Origin of the sequence: Streptomyces sp. GD-15H, from assembly GCF_045291515.1 — a bacterium.
GTDB lineage: Bacteria > Actinomycetota > Actinomycetes > Streptomycetales > Streptomycetaceae > Streptomyces.
In genome coordinates this window covers 144,242-161,404 of record NZ_CP149447.1, presented here as the reverse complement: position 1 = coordinate 161,404, position 17,163 = coordinate 144,242, and the positions used below count along the sequence as shown (strand labels likewise).

Sequence of the window (17,163 nt, the reverse complement as noted above, 5' to 3'; positions counted from 1 at the left end):
GGGGCCATGACGACCACTCAGGGGCCAGCGGACGACGCGGACGTCCTCGTCGCCGAGCCGCTCGTACGTACCGAGATCAAGATCGGGTACGCCCGGGTGTCGACCGGCGGGCAGAAACTGGAGCGGCAGCTCGACGCGCTCACCGTCGCCGGATGCCGGAAGATCTTCGCGGACAAGAAGTCCGGCAAGGACGCGCTCCGCCCCGAGCTGAAGGCGTGCCACGCGTTCCTCGACGCGGGCGACACGCTCGTGGTCCCCTCGCTCGACCGCTACGGCCGCAGCCTCCAGGACCTCATCAACATGGTTGCCGAGCTGCGCCAGCGCGGTATCGGCTTCACCTCACTGCACGAGAACCTCGACACCACCACCCCCGGTGGTCGCCTCGTCTTCCACGTCTTCGCCGCGCTCGCCGAGTTCATCCGCGAACTCATCGTCATCGGCACCAAGGAGGGCCTGGCCGCTGCCCGCGCCCGCGGCCGGGTCGGCGGACGCCCCAGCGTCGCCACCGAGGAGATCATCCGCGCCGCACGCGACCTGCTCCCCGACCCCGGCCGCTCCATCACCTCGATCGCCAAACTCCTCGGCGTCTCCCCGGGCACCCTCTACAACCACATCCCGGACCTACGCGAACTACGCGCTGGCGCCGTCCCCCGCCAGCTCGAAGCGCCCACGCGGTAGCCCAACTCCAGCAAGATCAATCTCAACGGCACTTTCTGTACCGCAACTACTCACACCCCGGTAAGAACCCTGTCACCGATCCTGCTGGCTTATTCCGTGCCTGATCGGACTGACGGCTCGTTGTACGGGGCACCGACCGTCTTACCGTTCCGGTCGCGGGTGGGTGCTGGATGTCGATGGGCGCCTCACGCCGACCGCCACCAGCTTCTGGGTGACGACGAACATCTACTGCTGGGCCGCAAGGGCGTCGCTCTGGCCATCTGTCCGTCGGGCCCTGGCCCCCCGTACGTCTGGCCCCGCCCACGGCCTGTCGCCGCGGGCGGTGTTCACCGGCGCATACCCGGCCCCGGTCACAGTTTCAGCAGCGCCTCCAGCAGCGGGCCGCGCATGATCTTGCCGACCTTCTTGTCGTCCGGATTGTCGGGAACGGTCACCTTCACCACGGATGGCTGCCCTTCCCCCTCGTCCCCCTCGAGGACCGTCACCTCAGACCCCTCATACTGCGGCTGGCTCTTGAGCACGGCCTTGACGGTCTCGGAGCCCTTCAGCGCGGACTCCCTGCTGCGGGCGACCGCGCAGACGACTCCGGAGGTGTCGTCTGCGGACCGGGCGAGCTGGCCGATCGCCAGGTGCGAGAGCTCCTTGCCGCCCTGGCGCGGTTCGATGCTCACCCAGTAGACGTCGCCAAGACAGGCGACAAGCTGCCGGTACTCGGCCTTGTCGGCGAGCGCCTTGCCGTCGGCGGGGTGGAACACCCGGGTACCCACCGGATTGACGTAGGTGAACTCCTGGTCGGACACCTCGAAGTCCATCTGGCTCTTCTCGTGTCCGACCCAGACCGTCGCCCCGCCCTGCTCGCGCTCCGGACGCCCTTCGGCCTTGAGCTTCTTGGTGATCGACTCGGAGTCGAAGGCGCCACGCCAGTAACCGGCGCTGACCGGGAAGTCGGCCGGCGTGTTCTTCAACCTTTCTTCGATCTTGTCCGGGTCGATCCCGTATTTCGAGGCAGCCGAGCTGCTGAGCTCGGTGGAGAGCATCGGATCGGTGAACGACCGGAAGACGGCGAACCTCTTCGGGTCCTCCTTCGTCAGCTCCCGAAGCCTCGCGCTGTCCGTGTACTCGACGATCGGTGTCCCATGCTCGGACGAGACCTTCCCGAGCGCCGCGGACAGTCCTGAGGCGTCCTCGGAGTCGGATCCCGAGCCGGAGGTAAGAAAACAGCCGGTGGTGAGCAGCAGACCGGATACGGCGGCGACGGCGGCCGATCTTCGGGCCGGAGCCCCGGCGGTACGGCGGCGGCGATCAAGTGATATGGGCATGGTCGGTCAGGTTATCGGACAAGGCGGCCAAAGCGGAGATCCCGGGGCCTCCCAGGTCCGCCGGCACCGCGCCACCTGCGCGGTCACGTCCGGAATCCGTGGCCACGGCCTCGGCTGCATCGACATCCAGCACCCACCCGCGACCGGAACGGTAAGACGGTCGGTGCCCCGTACAACGAGCCGTCAGTCCGATCAGGCACGGAATGAGCCAGCAGGATCGTCACCAACCGCAATACAACCCCCGCAGTCAGTACGAGAAACGGTGGATCGACTGGCGGGCCCTGGACGAGCGCACCTGGATGACCATTCCTGGGGAGCCGACGCCTTCCTATCCGCCCCCGGTGTAGAGGCGTTGTGCCTGTGGGACGACCAGGCAATGCGCTACACCGGCGCGAAGGACGAGGTGCAGCTGGCAACCGCCATGACGACGTGGTGCGACACCCATGAGATGGCCGTGGCCGACTGCCCCGAGCTGGGCCCGTACTGCCCGGGAAGGCTGGCGCATCAGGACGGCGAGAAGGGGCGGCCGGGGCCGTGCACGGGTCGGGAGAACTCCTGCCGGTGCATGTGCCCGGCCTGCTGTGGCGACACCCTCAACGTGTGGGGCTTCGACGGCGACTACTGAGAGGGCGGGGCCCGGTGTACTTCCCGGGTGGCCCTAAGCCTGAATCCACCGACCTGATGGCTGTGGATGACTCTTCGAGAAACGAGGAAGTGCCTTGTGACCTGCGATGATGGGAGTTCTTGAGGCTTCCAGTACGCACGATCGGCAAGGCACTTCCGAGATGCAAGTTTCCCATACCCCAGCGGCGGTCTCCGCTGCGTTCGATGACCCGAACCTGGTCGCGCAGGCCGGGCTGGTTCCGGTGCTGCGGCTGGCCGAGCGGTGCGGGCTGTCGCGGCTGGTGGCGGAGAGGGTGAAGCTGACCGGGGCGAAGAACGGGGCGGGTGCCGCGGCGGACGCCAAGGTCAGCAGCATCGTGGCCGGCATGGCCGCCGGTGCGAACAGCATTGACGACCTCCACACCCTGCGGCACGGCGCGCTGCCGGCCCTGTTCCAAGGGGTCCGTGCGCCGTCCACGCTGGGCACGTTCCTGCGCGCGTTCACCCACGGTCACGCCCTCCAACTCCACGCCGTGCACCGCAGGTTCCTCGGTCAACTGGCCGCGCACACCCCGCTGCTTCCCGGCTCCGGCGAGAAGGCGTTCATCGACGTCGACTCCACCCACAAGCGGGTCTACGGCCGGGCCAAGCAGGGCGCCGAGTACGGCCGGTTCAGGGGCATCCGCACCCTGCACCCCCTGCTCGCCACGGTCTGCACCCCGCATTCCCGGCCGGTGATCGCCGGAGTGCGGATGCGCCGGGGCAAGGCGGCCGATTCCCGTGGGGCCCCGAAGTTCGTCAGTGAGGCCCTGGCCACCGCCGTCGAGGCGGGCTGCACCGGCACCCGGATCCTGCGCGCGGACTCGCAGTTCTACAACGCCGGGGTGATCGCCGCCTGCCGCCGGGCCGGCGCCCACTTCTCGATCACCACCGGCATGAACCCCTCCGTCAAGCGGGCCGTCCTCGGCATCCCCGACCAGGCCTGGCAGCCGATCACGTACCCGACCGCGGTGCCCGATCCCGAGACCGGTGACCTCATCTCGGACGCCGAGGTCGCCGAGATACCCGCCTACACCGCGTTCGCCGGCCGCAGGAAAGCGGAGCGGGTCACCGCGCGGCTGATCGTGCGTCGGGTCCGTGACCTGGCCAAACCCGCCGTCGTGGGTGCGCAGGGCGAGTTGTTTCCCGTATGGCGCTACCACCCCTTCTTCACCGACCAGCCCGCACAAACCCTCCAGGCCGAGCGGGAACACCGCCACCACGCGGTCATCGAGCAGGTCATCGCGGACAGCAAGGCCGGGGCACTGGCCCACCTGCCGTCCGGGCACTTCCATGCCAACGCCGCCTGGCTCACCCTGTGGGCGATGACCTACAACCTGCTGCGGGCCACCGGTTCCTTGGCCTCCGCGTTCCACGCCAGGGCCACCACCGCCACGATCCGTACCCACCTGGTCCACGTTCCGGCCCGGATCGCCCGCTCCGCCCGCCGCATCACCCTGCACCTGCCGCACAACTGGCCCTGGCAGCCCGCCTGGACACACCTGTTCTCCACCGCCCACGGGCCTGCGCTGATACGAACAGTCCCTGTCCGCCCCGTCCGCAAGGGCCCGACCGGAACCGAACCGTGGAAATGCTGGGCAGACCAGCGGATACCACCTGCCCGCACCCAGCCACCGGCCCGGAGACCCACCAGAAGATCAACTTCAGACTACGTCGGTGGATCGAGGCTAAGCCCTTCCTCGGTGTTACAGGCCGAGCCAGTGGGCGATGACTTGGACGAGTACACCCGTCACCACGCTGGATGCGACCTTCATGGCTCCGCGACGAAGGCGGGACCACTGGTGCTGCTTCTCACTGTTCAAGGAACTTCCCCTCTCAACTGGCCAGTCCCCGGCTGAGCCAGGGGCCGGTGAGCTTGAGAAAGGGCCTGGGCGTCACCTTACCGGCCCACAGCCGTCGGCCGGTAGCGGAACGGGCCGACCCACTCTGACCACACCGCCGGCGAAATGGAGTTCCTCCGGCTACCCACGACTTACTTTGCGACTGGTGTCTGGGCTAGGGCTCCAGGGCCACCTTGTCGTGGTAGCCGAGAGCATCAGCGACGACGGGGGCAGGTAGTTCGAGGAGCTGCTATTGGATGGCGGCACCGCGGGCGGCCGCAACGGGGACTCCGATCTCGCCCAGGAGCGCGGACAGGTGGTCAGAGCGGGCTGGCTGGCCTGCGGGGCGCGGGCATGTGAGGCAAAGACGTGTCAGGGACGCGCGGTCCGTCCTCAGCGCTCGTCGCGCCGGCATCAAGCGGGCGTGACCGAGTCGGCATGGTGACGACGAGTGTCGAGCCACCACTTCGAATGAGTCCGCAGGCCGTCGTTCCGTTGGCCTGTCCTCTGTCAGCACGTTCACAAGCTGCTGCAGGCGCCGAACTGCTCGCGGCAAACGCGCGCCGTTCAGCACCGAGGGGTGTGCCCCGGAACCAGCCGACGTTGTGACGAGCAGCCCGTCGACCTGTCAGCTCTCGCCGAGCGCCTCGACGAGAGCCTGTTCGCCGTCGAGTACCCGCCAGCGCTCGAGGACGGCAGCGTCGTCGACACCGAAGTTTGTCGACAGCTGATCGGGCCGTTCGGCATGATGTGCCTAATGCTCCGTCTGGGGCTACTAAGGTGGGGAAAGTGCGAAGAACACTGGTATTCACGATGGGTACGATGCTGCTCGTGGCTGGATGCTCCAACGGCCAGTCCAGCAGCGCGACCAAGCCGGGGGACCCGTCGGCGGCTGCGGTCGAGGACTCGCCGGCACAGGCTTGCACACGCGACGTACTTGCGGCCCTGGCGCTCAAGTGGCGGGAGGACAAGGCGCCGCTCGATCAGGATGACAAGAAGCTGCTCCAGGCGTTCATGGACGCCAACATGGTCGAGAACACCCCGCAGTACCGGATCTTCATCGACCACTACGCCGCAGGTACAGGCCCGATCGTCCTGGCCGTTGCTCAGGGCACGGACCACGAAGAGGCCATCACGGAACAGCTCGGCACCGAAAGTGCAGGCGTCGCGGCGGACTGCGCCGCAGCCGCCGGGTAACGGCGGACAGATGGGACATCGGAACGAAAACCGGCGCTTCCCACACAGGCAGCCCCACCGCCCTACGGCTCGTTCGTGCTCAGCGCCTCCCGGGCGGCTGTGATCAGTTTTTGCCGCGCATCCTGGTGGGCGTGCCGCCGCGCGGTCCGCTCCTGCAACGCACCGCGCACGTTCTCAAGCCGACTGCGCTCGTACTCAAGCGGAACCACCGCGTTCGCCAGCAGCAACCGCACCTGATGACGGTCCAGTCGGGGGACCGCGTTCAGTGCCTCGATCACCTCCTCGTACTCAGGTGGCGGATCCCCACGGTGAGGGCTCCACAAGGGTGCCCCCGCCCTACGTAGACGAGTAAGGGCCTCCTTCGCCTGCATTGCGGCCGGATCCCCTTCCCGGCTCAGCTCGTCCAGCGCCTGCAACGCCCGCTCCGTCGGGGCCCGCATCCGCGCACCGTCATAGGCCCCCATCACGACCCGGTTCATATGGGCGAGCACGCCTTCCATACCCGGCGGCGCGGCGAGCTCGGCCTCGGCGTGTACGAGACGGAATGCGCGATATACCCGTTTCACCTCCGTCAGTTCGGCATCCACCCGAGCTTGCGACGACGTGTACAGCTGCTCCGTTGCCTCCATACACTCACCGGCCGCTCGCAGGAGCGCCGTGAGAGTCGTCCAACGCAGCTCCTGTAACGCCTGGCGCCGTGCGGCCTGTGCCGCCGTGGCGGCCGCATCCCGCGCCGCCTGCGCTTGGGCGTGCCCACTGTGGGCCTGGATTCGCGCGCCCACGACGGTGCCCACGATCGTGCCGCACACGCCAGCGGCGCCGATCAGCGCAACCGTTATCTCCATGTCCATGCACGGCATCATCACCCACGGCCACCCGGTGCCGTCGCAGAACAACCCGTCGCCAAGGGAAGCGCCGGGTTTGTGCAACATCCCGCGAGTTCGCCGTGCCCCTCGGTTCCTCGGCATGGTGCCTGACCAGGCACCTCGCCGCTCTCGCGGCCTGCACGTCTGTGCAGGGATCATGATGGTTCTTCAGGAGTCCCGAAGGTCCATCATGATCTATGCGGGTCCCTCGCTCCCGTCTGCCGAGCTGACCTGCGGCAAGGGGAGATGAAAGCCAGGACGAACCCGCGGGATGTCGCGCACCGAGGTGACGTGGAGCCCTTCGGTCTGTTCGGTCAGGTGGCCGCGCGGCGGGCGGCGGCGAGGCGCAGCAGACCGACCGCCAGGGCCTCCGGGATGAACAGCACCCCGACGAGGATCACGGCCAGGACGACGCCGTGCGGCCGCGCCAGGAAGGCGGCGGCGGGCACGATGACGACCAGGTGTGCGAGGACGAGCAGCACGTCGCTCCGGAGACCAGGGGCCGCCCCGAGCTGCCGCGCCTGCTCACGGGCGGCGACGAACGCGGCGAGAGCGACCGGCGCCCCGCACGCGAGCACTGCCGCGCCCACGGACTCCAGCACGGTCCGGCTGTACGCGTCGTGCAGCGCCCGGCCGACCAGCGTCCCGCACACCAGCCACACCCCGGCGGCCACGACCACGCTCGCCACGGTGAGCCAACGGACCTCCGTCCGCGTATGGGAGGCCCGGGCCCCGCCCATCTCTGTCATGTTGTCGTCTTTCTGGTCGTGGTGTTCGGGTGTCAGGTGCTTGGGCGTACGGGCGGCGCCGGGTGGACCTCCAGCCACTCGCGCGGGTTGAACGGGCCCGTCTCGCCCTCGTAGCCCTCATCCGTCCGCACGATCGTCAGGTGCGGCATCAGGTCGGCCGGGTCGGGCGCCTCCTGGTCGGCGGGGATGTGCCCGGTGATCGTGTAGTGCGTGCCGACGAGGCGGACGTCCTGGCCCCGGAGATACGACCAGTCGATGCCGGACGGCTGCGCGTACAGGCGGAAGCAGTAACCGGGCTGGTGGCTGGTCAGGTCGAAGCGGCCGTCGGGGAAGGTGAGCCCGCACTTCCAGCACCGGGCGTAGCCCTCGGACCGGTCGCGCTCGCCCTCGCACAGGTAGCAGCCGGCGGTGTGGTCGTCGTGCTCCGCTTGGTCCGCGTAGGCCCGGGTGATCTCCGCCTCGATACGGGCCTCCTCGGCGGCCTCCGCGCAGTAGCAGCCGTCACAGGTGGTGCAGACCCCGCAGCCCCCGCACAGGGCCCGGAGGTGGTGCCCACAGGCCGGGTTGACGTCGTCGTGCGGGTCGCCGATCCACGACGACACCCACGGGCCGCCGGTCCCGGGGAAGGTGCGCAGCGACGGCTCCGGGTTGGTCCCCTCGGAGCGGAGGGCGGTGGTGTACTTCTCGCCCGCGCGGGCGGGGGCCCGGGCGCGGCGGGCGGCGGTGCTCTGCCTCTTCGGCATCAGGTCCTCCAGGCTTCGGCGGTCCCACGCGTCCGCCGGCCATGGCAGGAGCCGACAGCAGGAGAGAACTCCACGAGCCCCGAGAGACCTTGGCCGACTGTGCTCCTCGGGGCGGCGTGGGCGCCGGGAGCGGCGGCGAGCGGCGTGCGCGTCCTGCCGGGGATCACGGTAGCCGTTCGCCGGGGTCGGGCGGGCCGGATCTGATCAGGCGGGCGGGGCGGCCGCTTCAGTCGCTTGCGGGGCGGGGCTTCGCGGTCACGATCCGGATCCAGCTCAGCGCCACGTCGACGGCGGCCTGCTGCTGCGTCTTGCGGACGGGACCGTGGTGGCCGGGTGCTACGGAGCCGATCCAGCCGTTGCGGCCGGAGGAAGAGGTCCCGCCGTAGGACGGTTCGACGTAGCCGAGCACGGTGGCGCCGCTGCGCACGGTCGCACGGTGGGTGTCCCGGTAGTCGGGGTTGCGTACCAGTTCGGCGGAGTCTGCGATCTGCCGCGCCGCGCGCTGGGAGAGCTCCTGTGGCCGTGGGCGGATTCCTTCCTGGGTCTTCTCCGGTGCCGCAGACGGGCGGGAACCGTCACGTGACGATTGCGTGCGGCGTCGTGGCCGGGGAGCAGCAGCGTCCCGGTGCGCGCCCTTCTTTGTGGGTGCGGAGACCGGATCGTCACGTGATGCTTCGGTGTGAGGGTGCGCAGCGGCGGAGTCGGCGGGGAGGGGCGAAGCGTCACGTGACGACAGGGGTTCCGGCGCGCCGTGCTGCTCGGAAGGCGGAGCGGCAAGGCGGCGGACCGTGACGGTGGGGGCGGCCTGGCGATCGGGGATGCCGTGCGATGCGTGGGCAGCGGGCGCGGCCTGGCGGGCGCGTGCCGCCAGGACGAGCGGGATCCGTGCCACGGCACCGAGGTCGAAGCCGTCGGCGGGCAGTCCGGCGTTCAGGGCGCCGGCCAGGCGCCGGGCGGCGGCGGCCAGGCTGTCGGCGAGTTCCGTCGCGGGCATCCCCGCGTACGCCTCCAGCAGTTCCTGCTCCTCGCCGGGGGAATCCGGTGCTCCTGGTGCTGCCGCTGGCGGGCGCGGTACGCCTTGGCCTGGCAGGCGCGCGAACAGTAGCGGCGGGCGCGGGGGCCGCGCTGCGCGGGAAGGGGCCCGCCGCATACCGGGCACGTCGTCATGAACCCTCCTGGCCAAACGTCACGTGACGTTTGGGTGAACACGGTATCGGCTCCTCGCCCAATCGTCACGTGACGCCAGAAGCGCGGGCGGGGCGCAGACACCCCACTGCCGCGCCCCCTTACTCAGGGTCGGCGGAGTAGCCGGCCTCCCGGACCCGCTCACTGACAGCCCGGTACTGCGCGAAGCGCTCGCGTCGCTCCTCCGTGGGGAAGAGCAGCGGCAGGTCGACGTCCAGGAGGAACGCGGGGCAAGGGCCGGGCTGCGGGAGCGGATCGAAGACGGCGAGGAGGGACCCGTGCTCGTTGACGAGGGGGACGCCACAGGCGTACCGGCTGTCTCCCACGCTCCAGCCGACGATCACGCGTATGCGCCCGAGGTACCTTGCGGCGACCTGGGCGGTGGCCCGCTCGATCCCGGGCAGCCGGGCGGAGTGCCGGGCCAGGGCCTCCCGATCGGGATCAGTGCGCGCCGTACGTTCGGCGAGCGCGGCCTCCTTACGGGCGTACCCGCACCGCTCGCCGCGCTCCTGCTCCTCCTGCACAGCCCGCTGCTGCTTTTCCTCAGGACGCCGGGCGTGAGGCGGGGGGCTGCAGACCCTGGCAGCGGTGACCAGGGCCCGTGGGGCGGCCGTGTTATGCGCGCACACCGGGACACTCACGGCCTCAGGTCACAGCGGCGACCAGGGCAGCACCTTCTGCCCGTACACGTCCCACAGCTTGCCGAAGAAGAACTGCCCGAAGCGGCGCAGCGCGGTCACGCGGCCCGGGATCGTCGGGGCATCCGCGCGGAAGGTGGTGAGCTGCTTGAGGAAGTCGGCGGGACGGATGCGGATCACCCCGGAGGCCACCGTCTGCGCGCCGTCCTCCTCGTGGGCTTCGACGTGGCCCCGCAGAATGCGGGTGAAGAGGACGGAGGTGTCGCTCCACACGCCCTGGCGCGAGTCCTCGCTGACTTCCTTGTGGCCGGTGAGCGTGAGCCGGTGGCCGGCGCGGTCGGCGAAGTACAGGCGGTACAGCATGCGTAGATGCTCCGGATCGGAGTCCGGCGGGTCGGCGCCGTCCGGGTCCGACCGCTCCACGAACAGCTGGAAGTCGCCCTTGTCGACCGGCAGCCGTCCGCCCAGCTCCTGGCACTCGATCCAGCCCGTCGCCGACGCCTTGTGCTCCGGGCTGACGATGAAGCGGTCCACGCCGCGGATGTCGATGGTCAGCTCTACGGCGAGGTCCGCGCGCGCTCCGTCCTCCGGCGCTGCCGTCGGCTGGAAGGCGCTCTCGCCGAACGCGACCGAGCCCGTCATGCGCTCGGTGAACCGGATGCGCGTCTCGTCGTCCGGCTCGCTCGGATCGGGACGGGGCGCCAGCGGGATTCCCTGGCTCTCGCACCACCGGCGCGCCTTGTGCACTCCGAGCTCCACGGCCTGGGCGAACCGGTATCTGCTGAAGTTGATCAGATAGTTCAGCGGCACCTCGGAGCTCAGGAGCCTGACGTCGATCACGCGCCCGAACTCCCCGCCCTCCTCGCGGCGTTCGGCGTCGTTGTTGACCTCGATCCGTCGCAGCCAGTGGAGCAGCCCGCCGTTGGCCGCCGCTTCGACGATGTGGAAGTAGTTCGCCACGAAGCCGTTCCGCCAGCGCTGCCGTCGGCTGACCGTCCAGATGATCCACAGCTCGTCGCAGCCGCGTCGGATCGCCTCCTCCACGTTCGCGTCGGTCAGATACACCGGGTCGATGTACGTCTGACCGTCGATGACGACCGGAGGGAACCACATGGGCAGGGACACCCCGGAACTGAAGCGCTCCTCGTCCATGTGGTCGGGGTTCACCGTCTCGAGCTCGTCGGCGCTGAAGTTGTAGAGGTTGAAGGTGGCCTCGCGCTCGCTGGCCCGGATCATCCGCCAGTCGAGCCCCCAGCCCGGGAACACATGGCGCCGGTATCCCTCCAGCGTGAACAGGGAGCGGGCGTACGGACCCTTGACCAGCTCGCGCCAGTTTGGGCTGACGCCCTTGAGCGGGCGCAGCTCCCGCCAGTTGTCGGCGATCTCGCGCCCGGACATCCCCTGGCAGTACATGGCCAGGTTGAACACGCCCCCGCTCGCGCCGTCGACGTGGTCGAAGCGGAGTCTGGCCTCGTCGAGCAGAACCTGCAGGACGCCGGCCTGGAAGGCCACTTTCAGTCCGCCGCCCGCCAGCAGCAGCGACCTGCGAGGGGAGTCGGCGCCGGGACGGGCGCCCTGGTCGTTCGTCATGGCCTGCCTGCCGGGTTACGCCGATGGTCGTCGATGATCCGCTCGGCCGATCGGTCGGCCAGCGCGGCGATGGTGAAGGAGGGGTTCGGGCCGACCGGCCCGGGCATCACGGATCCGTCGGCGATCGACAGGCCCGGATAGCCGTACACCTGCCCGTAGGAGTCCACCACGCCTTCCCGTCGGTCGCGCCCCATCGGCGCGCCGCCCAGGGGGTGGACGGTGATCAGCCGGTTGAGCAGCCACAGCGGACTCGCCGCGTACCGCCCGCCCAGACTCCGCGACACCTCGCCCATGGTCTTGTTCAGCCGGTCAAAGTAGGGCTTCGACGCGGTCAGATCCCAGTCCAGGTCCAGGTGCCCCTCCCTGAGGAACACGCGGCCGTCGGGCACGTCTCTGCCCATCCCGAGCAACGGCAGGGACGTCGCCGTGAGCAGCCCCTTGCTCAGGGCGTCGGCGGCGTTGCGGTCCACCTGGCTCTTCGGGCTCCGGGTCGCTGCGGACCACGCGCGGCGCAGCAGGAAGCGCCCGACCCGGTGGGACATGGTCAGCACGTTGTTCTCGACCAGCCAGTTGAGGAACTCCGGGTACCCGGCGTCCTCGATGTAGAAGCCCCGGGCCGTGCCGCCCTCGTCGTGCCCGTCGCGCATGAACATCGCACTGGTGATGACCGGTCCGAGACTCGGCGCCAGCAGCCGCGGCACGAGCTCTCCGTCGCCGCCCTCCTGCAGCTGCCGCGCCTTGACGATCATCCCGAGGAAGTCGCCGTTGCCCGAGAAGTGCGTGCCGAGGGCGGGACTGAGCGCGGGGAACGCGCTGCGGTTGCGGAGCAGGAGATAGGGGGTGCCGAGCGCGCCGGCGGAGAGGATCAGCCGCCTGGCCCTGACGGTGCACCGGGGGAGGCGCGGCCGGATCGCCTTCCTGGCCGGGACGGTGCTCGATGTACGAGACCTGGAAGCCGCCGTCCACCGGCTCGAACGCGCGCACCTCGCAGAACGTGCGGATGTCGGCGCCGAGGCGCTGCGCGGCGCTGAGGTAGGTGAAGTCCAGGCTGTTCTTGCTGCCGAAGTTGCAGCCGAGGTCGCATTCGCCGACGAGCCGGCAGGTATAGCGCGGGCTGTGGTACAGATTGTCGTCCCCGCCCGTGATCTCGGCGCCGGGCGTCGGCGCCTCGTTCGGATTGGAGAACGTGACGGCGAGCTTGGGCAGCCCCCACGAGAGCCCGAGCCGGGCGGCCGCCTGCTGCATGGCGACGGTTTTGGGGGTGTCCTGGTACGGCTTTTGGTCGAAGGGGTACCGCTGCGCGTCCAGCATCCGCTCGACGCTGTCGTAGTGGGGATCGAGATCCTCGCGCGTCACGGGCCACCGCTCGTAGCCGCCGTCGAAGGTCTCGTTCACGAACCACGTCTCGGGCTTGCGGATGAGGACGTTCGCGTAGATCAACGAGCCGCCCCCGAGCCCGCTGGACACGAGGGCGTCGAGCTTGGAGAAGCTCCACAGGTCGTACATGCCGTAGAGCCGGGAGTCCGGGGCCCAGAAGTTCTTCGCGGTCTCGTGCGGACTGCGGGGAAAGGAGCCGGGCGGGTAGGCCTTACCGCGCTCCAAGAGGCATACGCGCATTCCGGCTTCTGCGAGCCGGAACGCGGTGACGGATCCGCCGAAACCCGATCCGACGACCACGGCGTCGAAGGAATCCACACTCACCACCTCACGGAGCTGCGCTGTGAACTGGCAGTCCAAACGGGCAGCCCCCGGGTCGTTCGCCGCTCAACTATCCGGCGTGGGCAGCGCTTTCAGTGTTTCACCGGGGTGGGGGAGGCGCATGTCGGGACGGGTGTGGCCGGGCTGCGGGCGAAGGGAGGGGCGCCCCCGGCCGGACACTGTTGGTAAAAGGGTGGGCCCCTGGCTCTGTCCCGCCGCCGTTCAGGCGGCGGGACAGAGCCATTCGAAGCGAAAGATGCGGGTCGCGGCGCGGGGAGTTCCTGTGTTCCAGGCGTCGAGCCGGGCGAGGTTCATCGCCGCGGTCGTGAAGAAGTGCTGGAACTCGGTTTTCTGGCCGCGGTAGCGGGAACGGCGAAGACCGAAGGACCGGACGCCCTGAGAGACGGTGGCCTCGATGCCCTGGCGGTGCTGGTAGAGGGCCCGCCACTCCTTGGCGTCCTGCTGGGCCCGGTTCTTTTGCAGGGCGTCGTGCGCGTCCTTCTCCCGCAGCATGATCTCCCGTCCCCGGCCGACCTTCGAGGGATCGCAGGCTTGGAAGTTAGGGCAGGCGCGACAGGTGGGTGCGGGGAAACGGACCCGGATCACCGGGATGCCCGCTGAGGAGGCACGGCTGTACCACTGGGTGGCGACGTGGTCGTTGTGGGCGCCGAGCTCGACCCCGGCCGCGGCAAGCACCTCCCGGAGCGCGGTCTCGTAGTCGGCTCAGGGCTGGTCGGGGCGCGGCTCCTGGTCGAGCGGTGCGGCGGGGATCACGACGTTGGTCGTCATGGCGGGTGTCCTCCTGGTGGCGGGGTTGGTCGTGCGGCTACAGGCCGATGCCAACCAGCGGGGAGTTCTGCACGCGGTCGACGTCGTCCATGTAGCGGGCGAGGACGCGGGAGCCGTCGGCCCAGCCGCCCGCGCGGGCGATCTCCAGCGGGTCGTGCCCGGCGGCCCGGGCGGCGGTGGCGAAGCCGCGGCGCAGGGAGTGCCCGGACCAGGCGCCGGTCAGGCCGGCGGCGACGGCCAGCCGCTCGATGACCTCGGCGGCGGCCTCCGCGGTCATGCGTCCGGCTGGGTCCCCGATGGTGCGGCCGCGGCGGGTCATCGGCGGGGCCAGGCGGTCCCAGCGGTCGATGCGGAGGAACAGTGGGCCCGCGGTGCGCCCGGCGGCCGCGAGGGCGGCCAGGTGGGCGCGCAGCGCGCGGACGGGGCAGGTGGCCGGGTCGGTGCCGTACAGGATGGCGTTCGTGGTGTGCTTGCGGACCTTCTTGCGGTACAGGGTCACGTCGTAGCCGTGCTCGGTCTCCACGACGGCCGCCAGGTCGAGGGCGACCAGCTCGGAGACGCGGGCGGCGGTGGCGAAGCCGAGGAGCACCAGGGCGGCGTTGCGCCGTCCGGCGAGGGTGGCCCGGTCGGTGGGGGCGAGCATGGCGCGGATCTGCGGGGGCAGGGCCGCGGTCGCCTGCCGTGCCTGGGCGGCCTCCGCCTTCTCCCGGGCGAGCCGGTCGCGGTAGGCGTTGAGGACGGCGCGGGCGCCGCGCATGTTCGGCTTCGGCCGGCCCTGCTCCAGGTGCCAGGAGGTCACCGCCGACATGGCGCGCTCGATGGTCGACGGCCCGGCCGGGCGGTTCGTGCGCGGCCGGGGGGTGACAGTCAGGTGCCGCACCCACTCCGCCATCGTCTCGCCGGACGCGGGCACCGCCGTGCGGCCCTGCTCCTGGCACCAGGCGGCGAACAGGTCGCGGTCGGCGCCGTACGCGCGGCGGGTGGAGGCAGCCGCGCTCGCCTCGATGGCGGCGACGGTCTCCGGGGAGAGGTGCCGGTCCCGGTCCGTGTGCACCAGCTCGGCGCCGGTCGTCTCGCCGTCCACCAGTTCCGCGTCGACGACGTCGGCGGCCGTGACGACGGCGAGGTGGCCGCTCACGACCTCACTCCGACCTGCTGCATGGCGGACTCGGCCATCTCGCACGGCCAGCGCTTCCCGCACCCCTGGCACAACGGATCGGGCCCGTCGGCCGGCGGGTGCTCCTTCAGAGTCTTGCCGTTGAACTCCCAGAAGACCGCGTGCCCGGCGGTGGCCGGGGCCTGGCTTCCGCTCGCGATGAGCGCGCGCTGGTAACGGTTCTGCTCGGCCGTCTCGTCCCTCACTGACCCTCCCTCACGTCTGGCTCTGGAGAAGGAACATTATCAAGAGCCAGATCCCGCCGTGCGGAACCGCTGACGCCGCCAAATGAATCGGGCTCAAAATCTTCCGCGAATCACGCGCGATGTTTTTTCCATCCCCCGCTACGTCGTGCCGAAGGCAACGCGATACGACAGGGGGAGGGGCTCATGACATCACAGCGAATGATCGAACAGCTCAAGGGTGCTGATTCCGCGCGAATCGGGATGATTCCGGACGAGGGCCCGAGGGTCCGGGCGGAGCGGCAGCGCGCCGAGGACGCCGCGCTCGTCGAGCGGCTGCGCCAGGCCGAGTTCCGCGGCCCGGAGATGAAGCTGACACAGGAGCGGCTGTGGGCGTACGCCACGGTCTCGCTGAACTCCTGGTGCTCCAACCGAAAGATCGTGGAACGCGTCCGGGCATCGGCCCCCGCCCACGCGAAGTTCGACATCGACGCCCGGCACGGCGACGTCCTGCGTACCGACCCGCAGGAGCGCATCGACCTCGTCCTCACCGCGGTCAGCGGCGCGTGGCCCGCCTTCGTCAAGCACGCGCTGCACGGCAAGGCCTGGAATCCGCGGTGGGAGCCGGCGGATCCGGAGCCCGCCGCAGACCGGCGACCCTCGGCCGCCGGGCTGCGCACCTACTTCACCCGCGGGGTCCTGCAGTCCTTCCCCCGCCACTACTGGAGGTGGTGTTACCAGCGCGACCGCCGGCTCGCGGAGCTGGGCGTGATGGACGACTGGGCCGTGGACCTGACGCCCTGGTGGACCGGCAACTCCCCGTTCGAGGACGAGTCCGTGCTCGTGAACGCCTGGCTGAACGACTTCTTGGCGTCCCTGCCGGAGCACACGCGCCACATGCTCCGCATGGTCTACGAGGGGTACGACTACGCCGAGATCGGCGAGACGCTCGGCATCACCGCCAAGATGGTCACCGACCGGATCTACCGGGTCCGCCTGCGCCTGCGAGAACGCAGGGAACTCTTCCGCCAGCAGCACCTGGAGCTCACGGGCCACCTCCCGAGGGCCGGCGCGGACCACCGCATGGCCGCGGCCCTTCAGCAGCGCGCCCAGCAGGCGCGGCAGGCGGGGGTGCGGCGATGACCAAGGGCACTGTCCTGGCAGCGCTGTACGACTTCGTCCTCCACGACGTGGCCGGCAATGTCATCGCCGGACTGGTGCTGCTGGCCGGCACCGCCGGATGGCAGCGCATCCGCACCCGGCGGCAGGCGCGCCGGACGCCTCCCGGCGCCATCGGACCAGACGAGCCACCCAGCTGACCTTCTCCAGGTTCACCGGGACCGAGGGCGCCCGCGGGCACGCACCGACCGAGGAGAGTCCTTCGCCCCCACCGAGCCTGGTGGCGGCGAATGACGAGGGGCGGTCCCGGTTCGCCAGGGCCGCCGCCCTGCGTCTAGATGTTGGCCGGAGCGTCGACTGAGTCGTCGCCCGCACGCCCGGCCCTGAGACTGCGCCGCACAGTCCGCGGCGCGGGTGGTTGGCCTCCGACCACGCCGCGAGCTCGCAGCTCGCCAAGATCCGGCAGGCGAATGCCCGGCAGCGAGTCGAGAAGATCGGCCTGGGGGGCGCGGATGCCCTGGGCAGGAGCCTCGGGGCCGGTGCCAAGAGTGCGGCGGGTGGTCACGGTGATCCATCGTATGGCCGGGCCTCAGCGACGCTGAAAGCAATGGGCCCCGGCAGCATCTGGACGCTGCCGGGGCCCATCGTTTTCGCAGAGGCCTGGAGATCCCGAGATCTTTGGCGAGAGCAAGGACTCCCAGACCTTCCATCACCCGTCGGGTGAGTAGCGCGCATGAGCTGTCCCAGCGCGCGTCTTGAGGACGTCCCCAC

Annotated in this window: 16 protein-coding genes and 2 pseudogenes; 6 read left to right on the top strand and 12 right to left on the bottom strand. The window is 70.1% G+C overall.

The genetic code is table 11. The features are described from left to right. The first annotated feature begins 6 nt into the window (after positions 1 to 6). Positions 7 to 678 (top strand): recombinase family protein, encoded by a 672-nt coding sequence (locus WJ438_RS00800; RefSeq protein WP_406723512.1) that lies wholly within the window; start codon positions 7 to 9, stop codon positions 676 to 678. Positions 679 to 1,028: 350 nt separating this feature from the next. Here the strand turns inward: WJ438_RS00800 and WJ438_RS00795 are convergent, their stop codons facing one another. Next, positions 1,029 to 1,997 (bottom strand): hypothetical protein, encoded by a 969-nt coding sequence (locus tag WJ438_RS00795; protein WP_406723511.1) that lies wholly within the window; start codon positions 1,995 to 1,997, stop codon positions 1,029 to 1,031. Positions 1,998 to 2,373: 376 nt separating this feature from the next. On the opposite strand from WJ438_RS00795, the gene WJ438_RS00790 reads away from it, so the two are divergent. From WJ438_RS00790 to WJ438_RS00780, 3 genes and pseudogenes are all read left to right on the top strand, one after another. Then, the gene (locus WJ438_RS00790; RefSeq protein WP_406723510.1) at positions 2,374 to 2,622 is read left to right on the top strand and encodes a hypothetical protein; all 249 of its coding nucleotides are present in this window, start codon (positions 2,374 to 2,376) and stop codon (positions 2,620 to 2,622) included. A 160-nt stretch (positions 2,623 to 2,782) separates the two neighbouring features. Continuing rightward, positions 2,783 to 4,180 (top strand): annotated as a pseudogene (locus WJ438_RS00785) (IS1380 family transposase); the annotation flags it as partial. A 1,122-nt stretch (positions 4,181 to 5,302) separates the two neighbouring features. Then, positions 5,303 to 5,677: a hypothetical protein gene (locus tag WJ438_RS00780; RefSeq protein ID WP_406723509.1), complete on the top strand. Its 375-nt coding sequence runs from the start codon at positions 5,303 to 5,305 to the stop codon at positions 5,675 to 5,677. Positions 5,678 to 5,739: 62 nt separating this feature from the next. On the opposite strand, the gene WJ438_RS00775 is transcribed toward WJ438_RS00780, so the two are convergent. The 11 genes and pseudogenes from WJ438_RS00775 to WJ438_RS00725 form a co-directional block, all read right to left on the bottom strand. Next, positions 5,740 to 6,528 (bottom strand): hypothetical protein, encoded by a 789-nt coding sequence (locus WJ438_RS00775; RefSeq protein ID WP_406723508.1) that lies wholly within the window; start codon positions 6,526 to 6,528, stop codon positions 5,740 to 5,742. Between the two features lie 329 nt (positions 6,529 to 6,857). Next, positions 6,858 to 7,292 carry a hypothetical protein gene (locus tag WJ438_RS00770; protein WP_406723507.1) on the bottom strand — a complete coding sequence of 145 codons (435 nt, stop codon included), beginning with the start codon at positions 7,290 to 7,292 and terminating at the stop codon, positions 6,858 to 6,860. Positions 7,293 to 7,324: 32 nt separating this feature from the next. Further along, positions 7,325 to 8,035, bottom strand: coding sequence for a hypothetical protein (locus WJ438_RS00765; RefSeq protein ID WP_406723506.1), 711 nt, complete (start codon positions 8,033 to 8,035; stop codon positions 7,325 to 7,327). A gap of 226 nt (positions 8,036 to 8,261) precedes the next feature. Beyond that, positions 8,262 to 9,029 carry a hypothetical protein gene (locus tag WJ438_RS00760; RefSeq protein ID WP_406723505.1) on the bottom strand — a complete coding sequence of 256 codons (768 nt, stop codon included), beginning with the start codon at positions 9,027 to 9,029 and terminating at the stop codon, positions 8,262 to 8,264. Positions 9,030 to 9,321: 292 nt separating this feature from the next. Continuing rightward, positions 9,322 to 9,744 carry a hypothetical protein gene (locus WJ438_RS00755; RefSeq protein WP_406723504.1) on the bottom strand — a complete coding sequence of 141 codons (423 nt, stop codon included), beginning with the start codon at positions 9,742 to 9,744 and terminating at the stop codon, positions 9,322 to 9,324. A 126-nt stretch (positions 9,745 to 9,870) separates the two neighbouring features. Next, positions 9,871 to 11,448 carry a patatin-like phospholipase family protein gene (locus tag WJ438_RS00750; RefSeq protein ID WP_406723503.1) on the bottom strand — a complete coding sequence of 526 codons (1,578 nt, stop codon included), beginning with the start codon at positions 11,446 to 11,448 and terminating at the stop codon, positions 9,871 to 9,873. After that, a complete protein-coding gene (locus tag WJ438_RS00745; protein WP_406723502.1) occupies positions 11,445 to 12,197 on the bottom strand; it encodes a GMC family oxidoreductase in 753 nt (250 codons plus the stop codon). Before WJ438_RS00745 ends, WJ438_RS00750 begins: the two co-directional genes overlap by 4 nt. An 853-nt stretch (positions 12,198 to 13,050) precedes the next feature. Beyond that, positions 13,051 to 13,125: pseudogene (locus WJ438_RS00740) on the bottom strand (NAD(P)-binding protein); the annotation flags it as partial. A gap of 243 nt (positions 13,126 to 13,368) precedes the next feature. Further along, positions 13,369 to 13,842, bottom strand: a complete 474-nt coding sequence (locus WJ438_RS00735; RefSeq protein ID WP_406723501.1) for a transposase — start codon at positions 13,840 to 13,842, stop codon at positions 13,369 to 13,371. Between the two features lie 130 nt (positions 13,843 to 13,972). Next, positions 13,973 to 15,073 carry a tyrosine-type recombinase/integrase gene (locus WJ438_RS00730; RefSeq protein WP_406723500.1) on the bottom strand — a complete coding sequence of 367 codons (1,101 nt, stop codon included), beginning with the start codon at positions 15,071 to 15,073 and terminating at the stop codon, positions 13,973 to 13,975. Then, complete coding sequence (locus WJ438_RS00725) at positions 15,070 to 15,297, bottom strand: hypothetical protein (RefSeq protein ID WP_406723499.1); 228 nt, start codon at positions 15,295 to 15,297, stop codon at positions 15,070 to 15,072. The genes WJ438_RS00730 and WJ438_RS00725 overlap by 4 nt, the downstream gene beginning before the upstream one ends. 183 nt (positions 15,298 to 15,480) lie before the next feature. Here WJ438_RS00725 and WJ438_RS00720 point away from each other — a divergent pair, with 183 nt between their 5' ends. Further along, a complete protein-coding gene (locus WJ438_RS00720; RefSeq protein ID WP_406723498.1) occupies positions 15,481 to 16,416 on the top strand; it encodes a sigma factor-like helix-turn-helix DNA-binding protein in 936 nt (311 codons plus the stop codon). Beyond that, the gene (locus WJ438_RS00715) at positions 16,413 to 16,592 is read left to right on the top strand and encodes a hypothetical protein (protein ID WP_406723497.1); all 180 of its coding nucleotides are present in this window, start codon (positions 16,413 to 16,415) and stop codon (positions 16,590 to 16,592) included. Before WJ438_RS00720 ends, WJ438_RS00715 begins: the two co-directional genes overlap by 4 nt. The last annotated feature ends 571 nt before the right edge of the window (positions 16,593 to 17,163 follow it).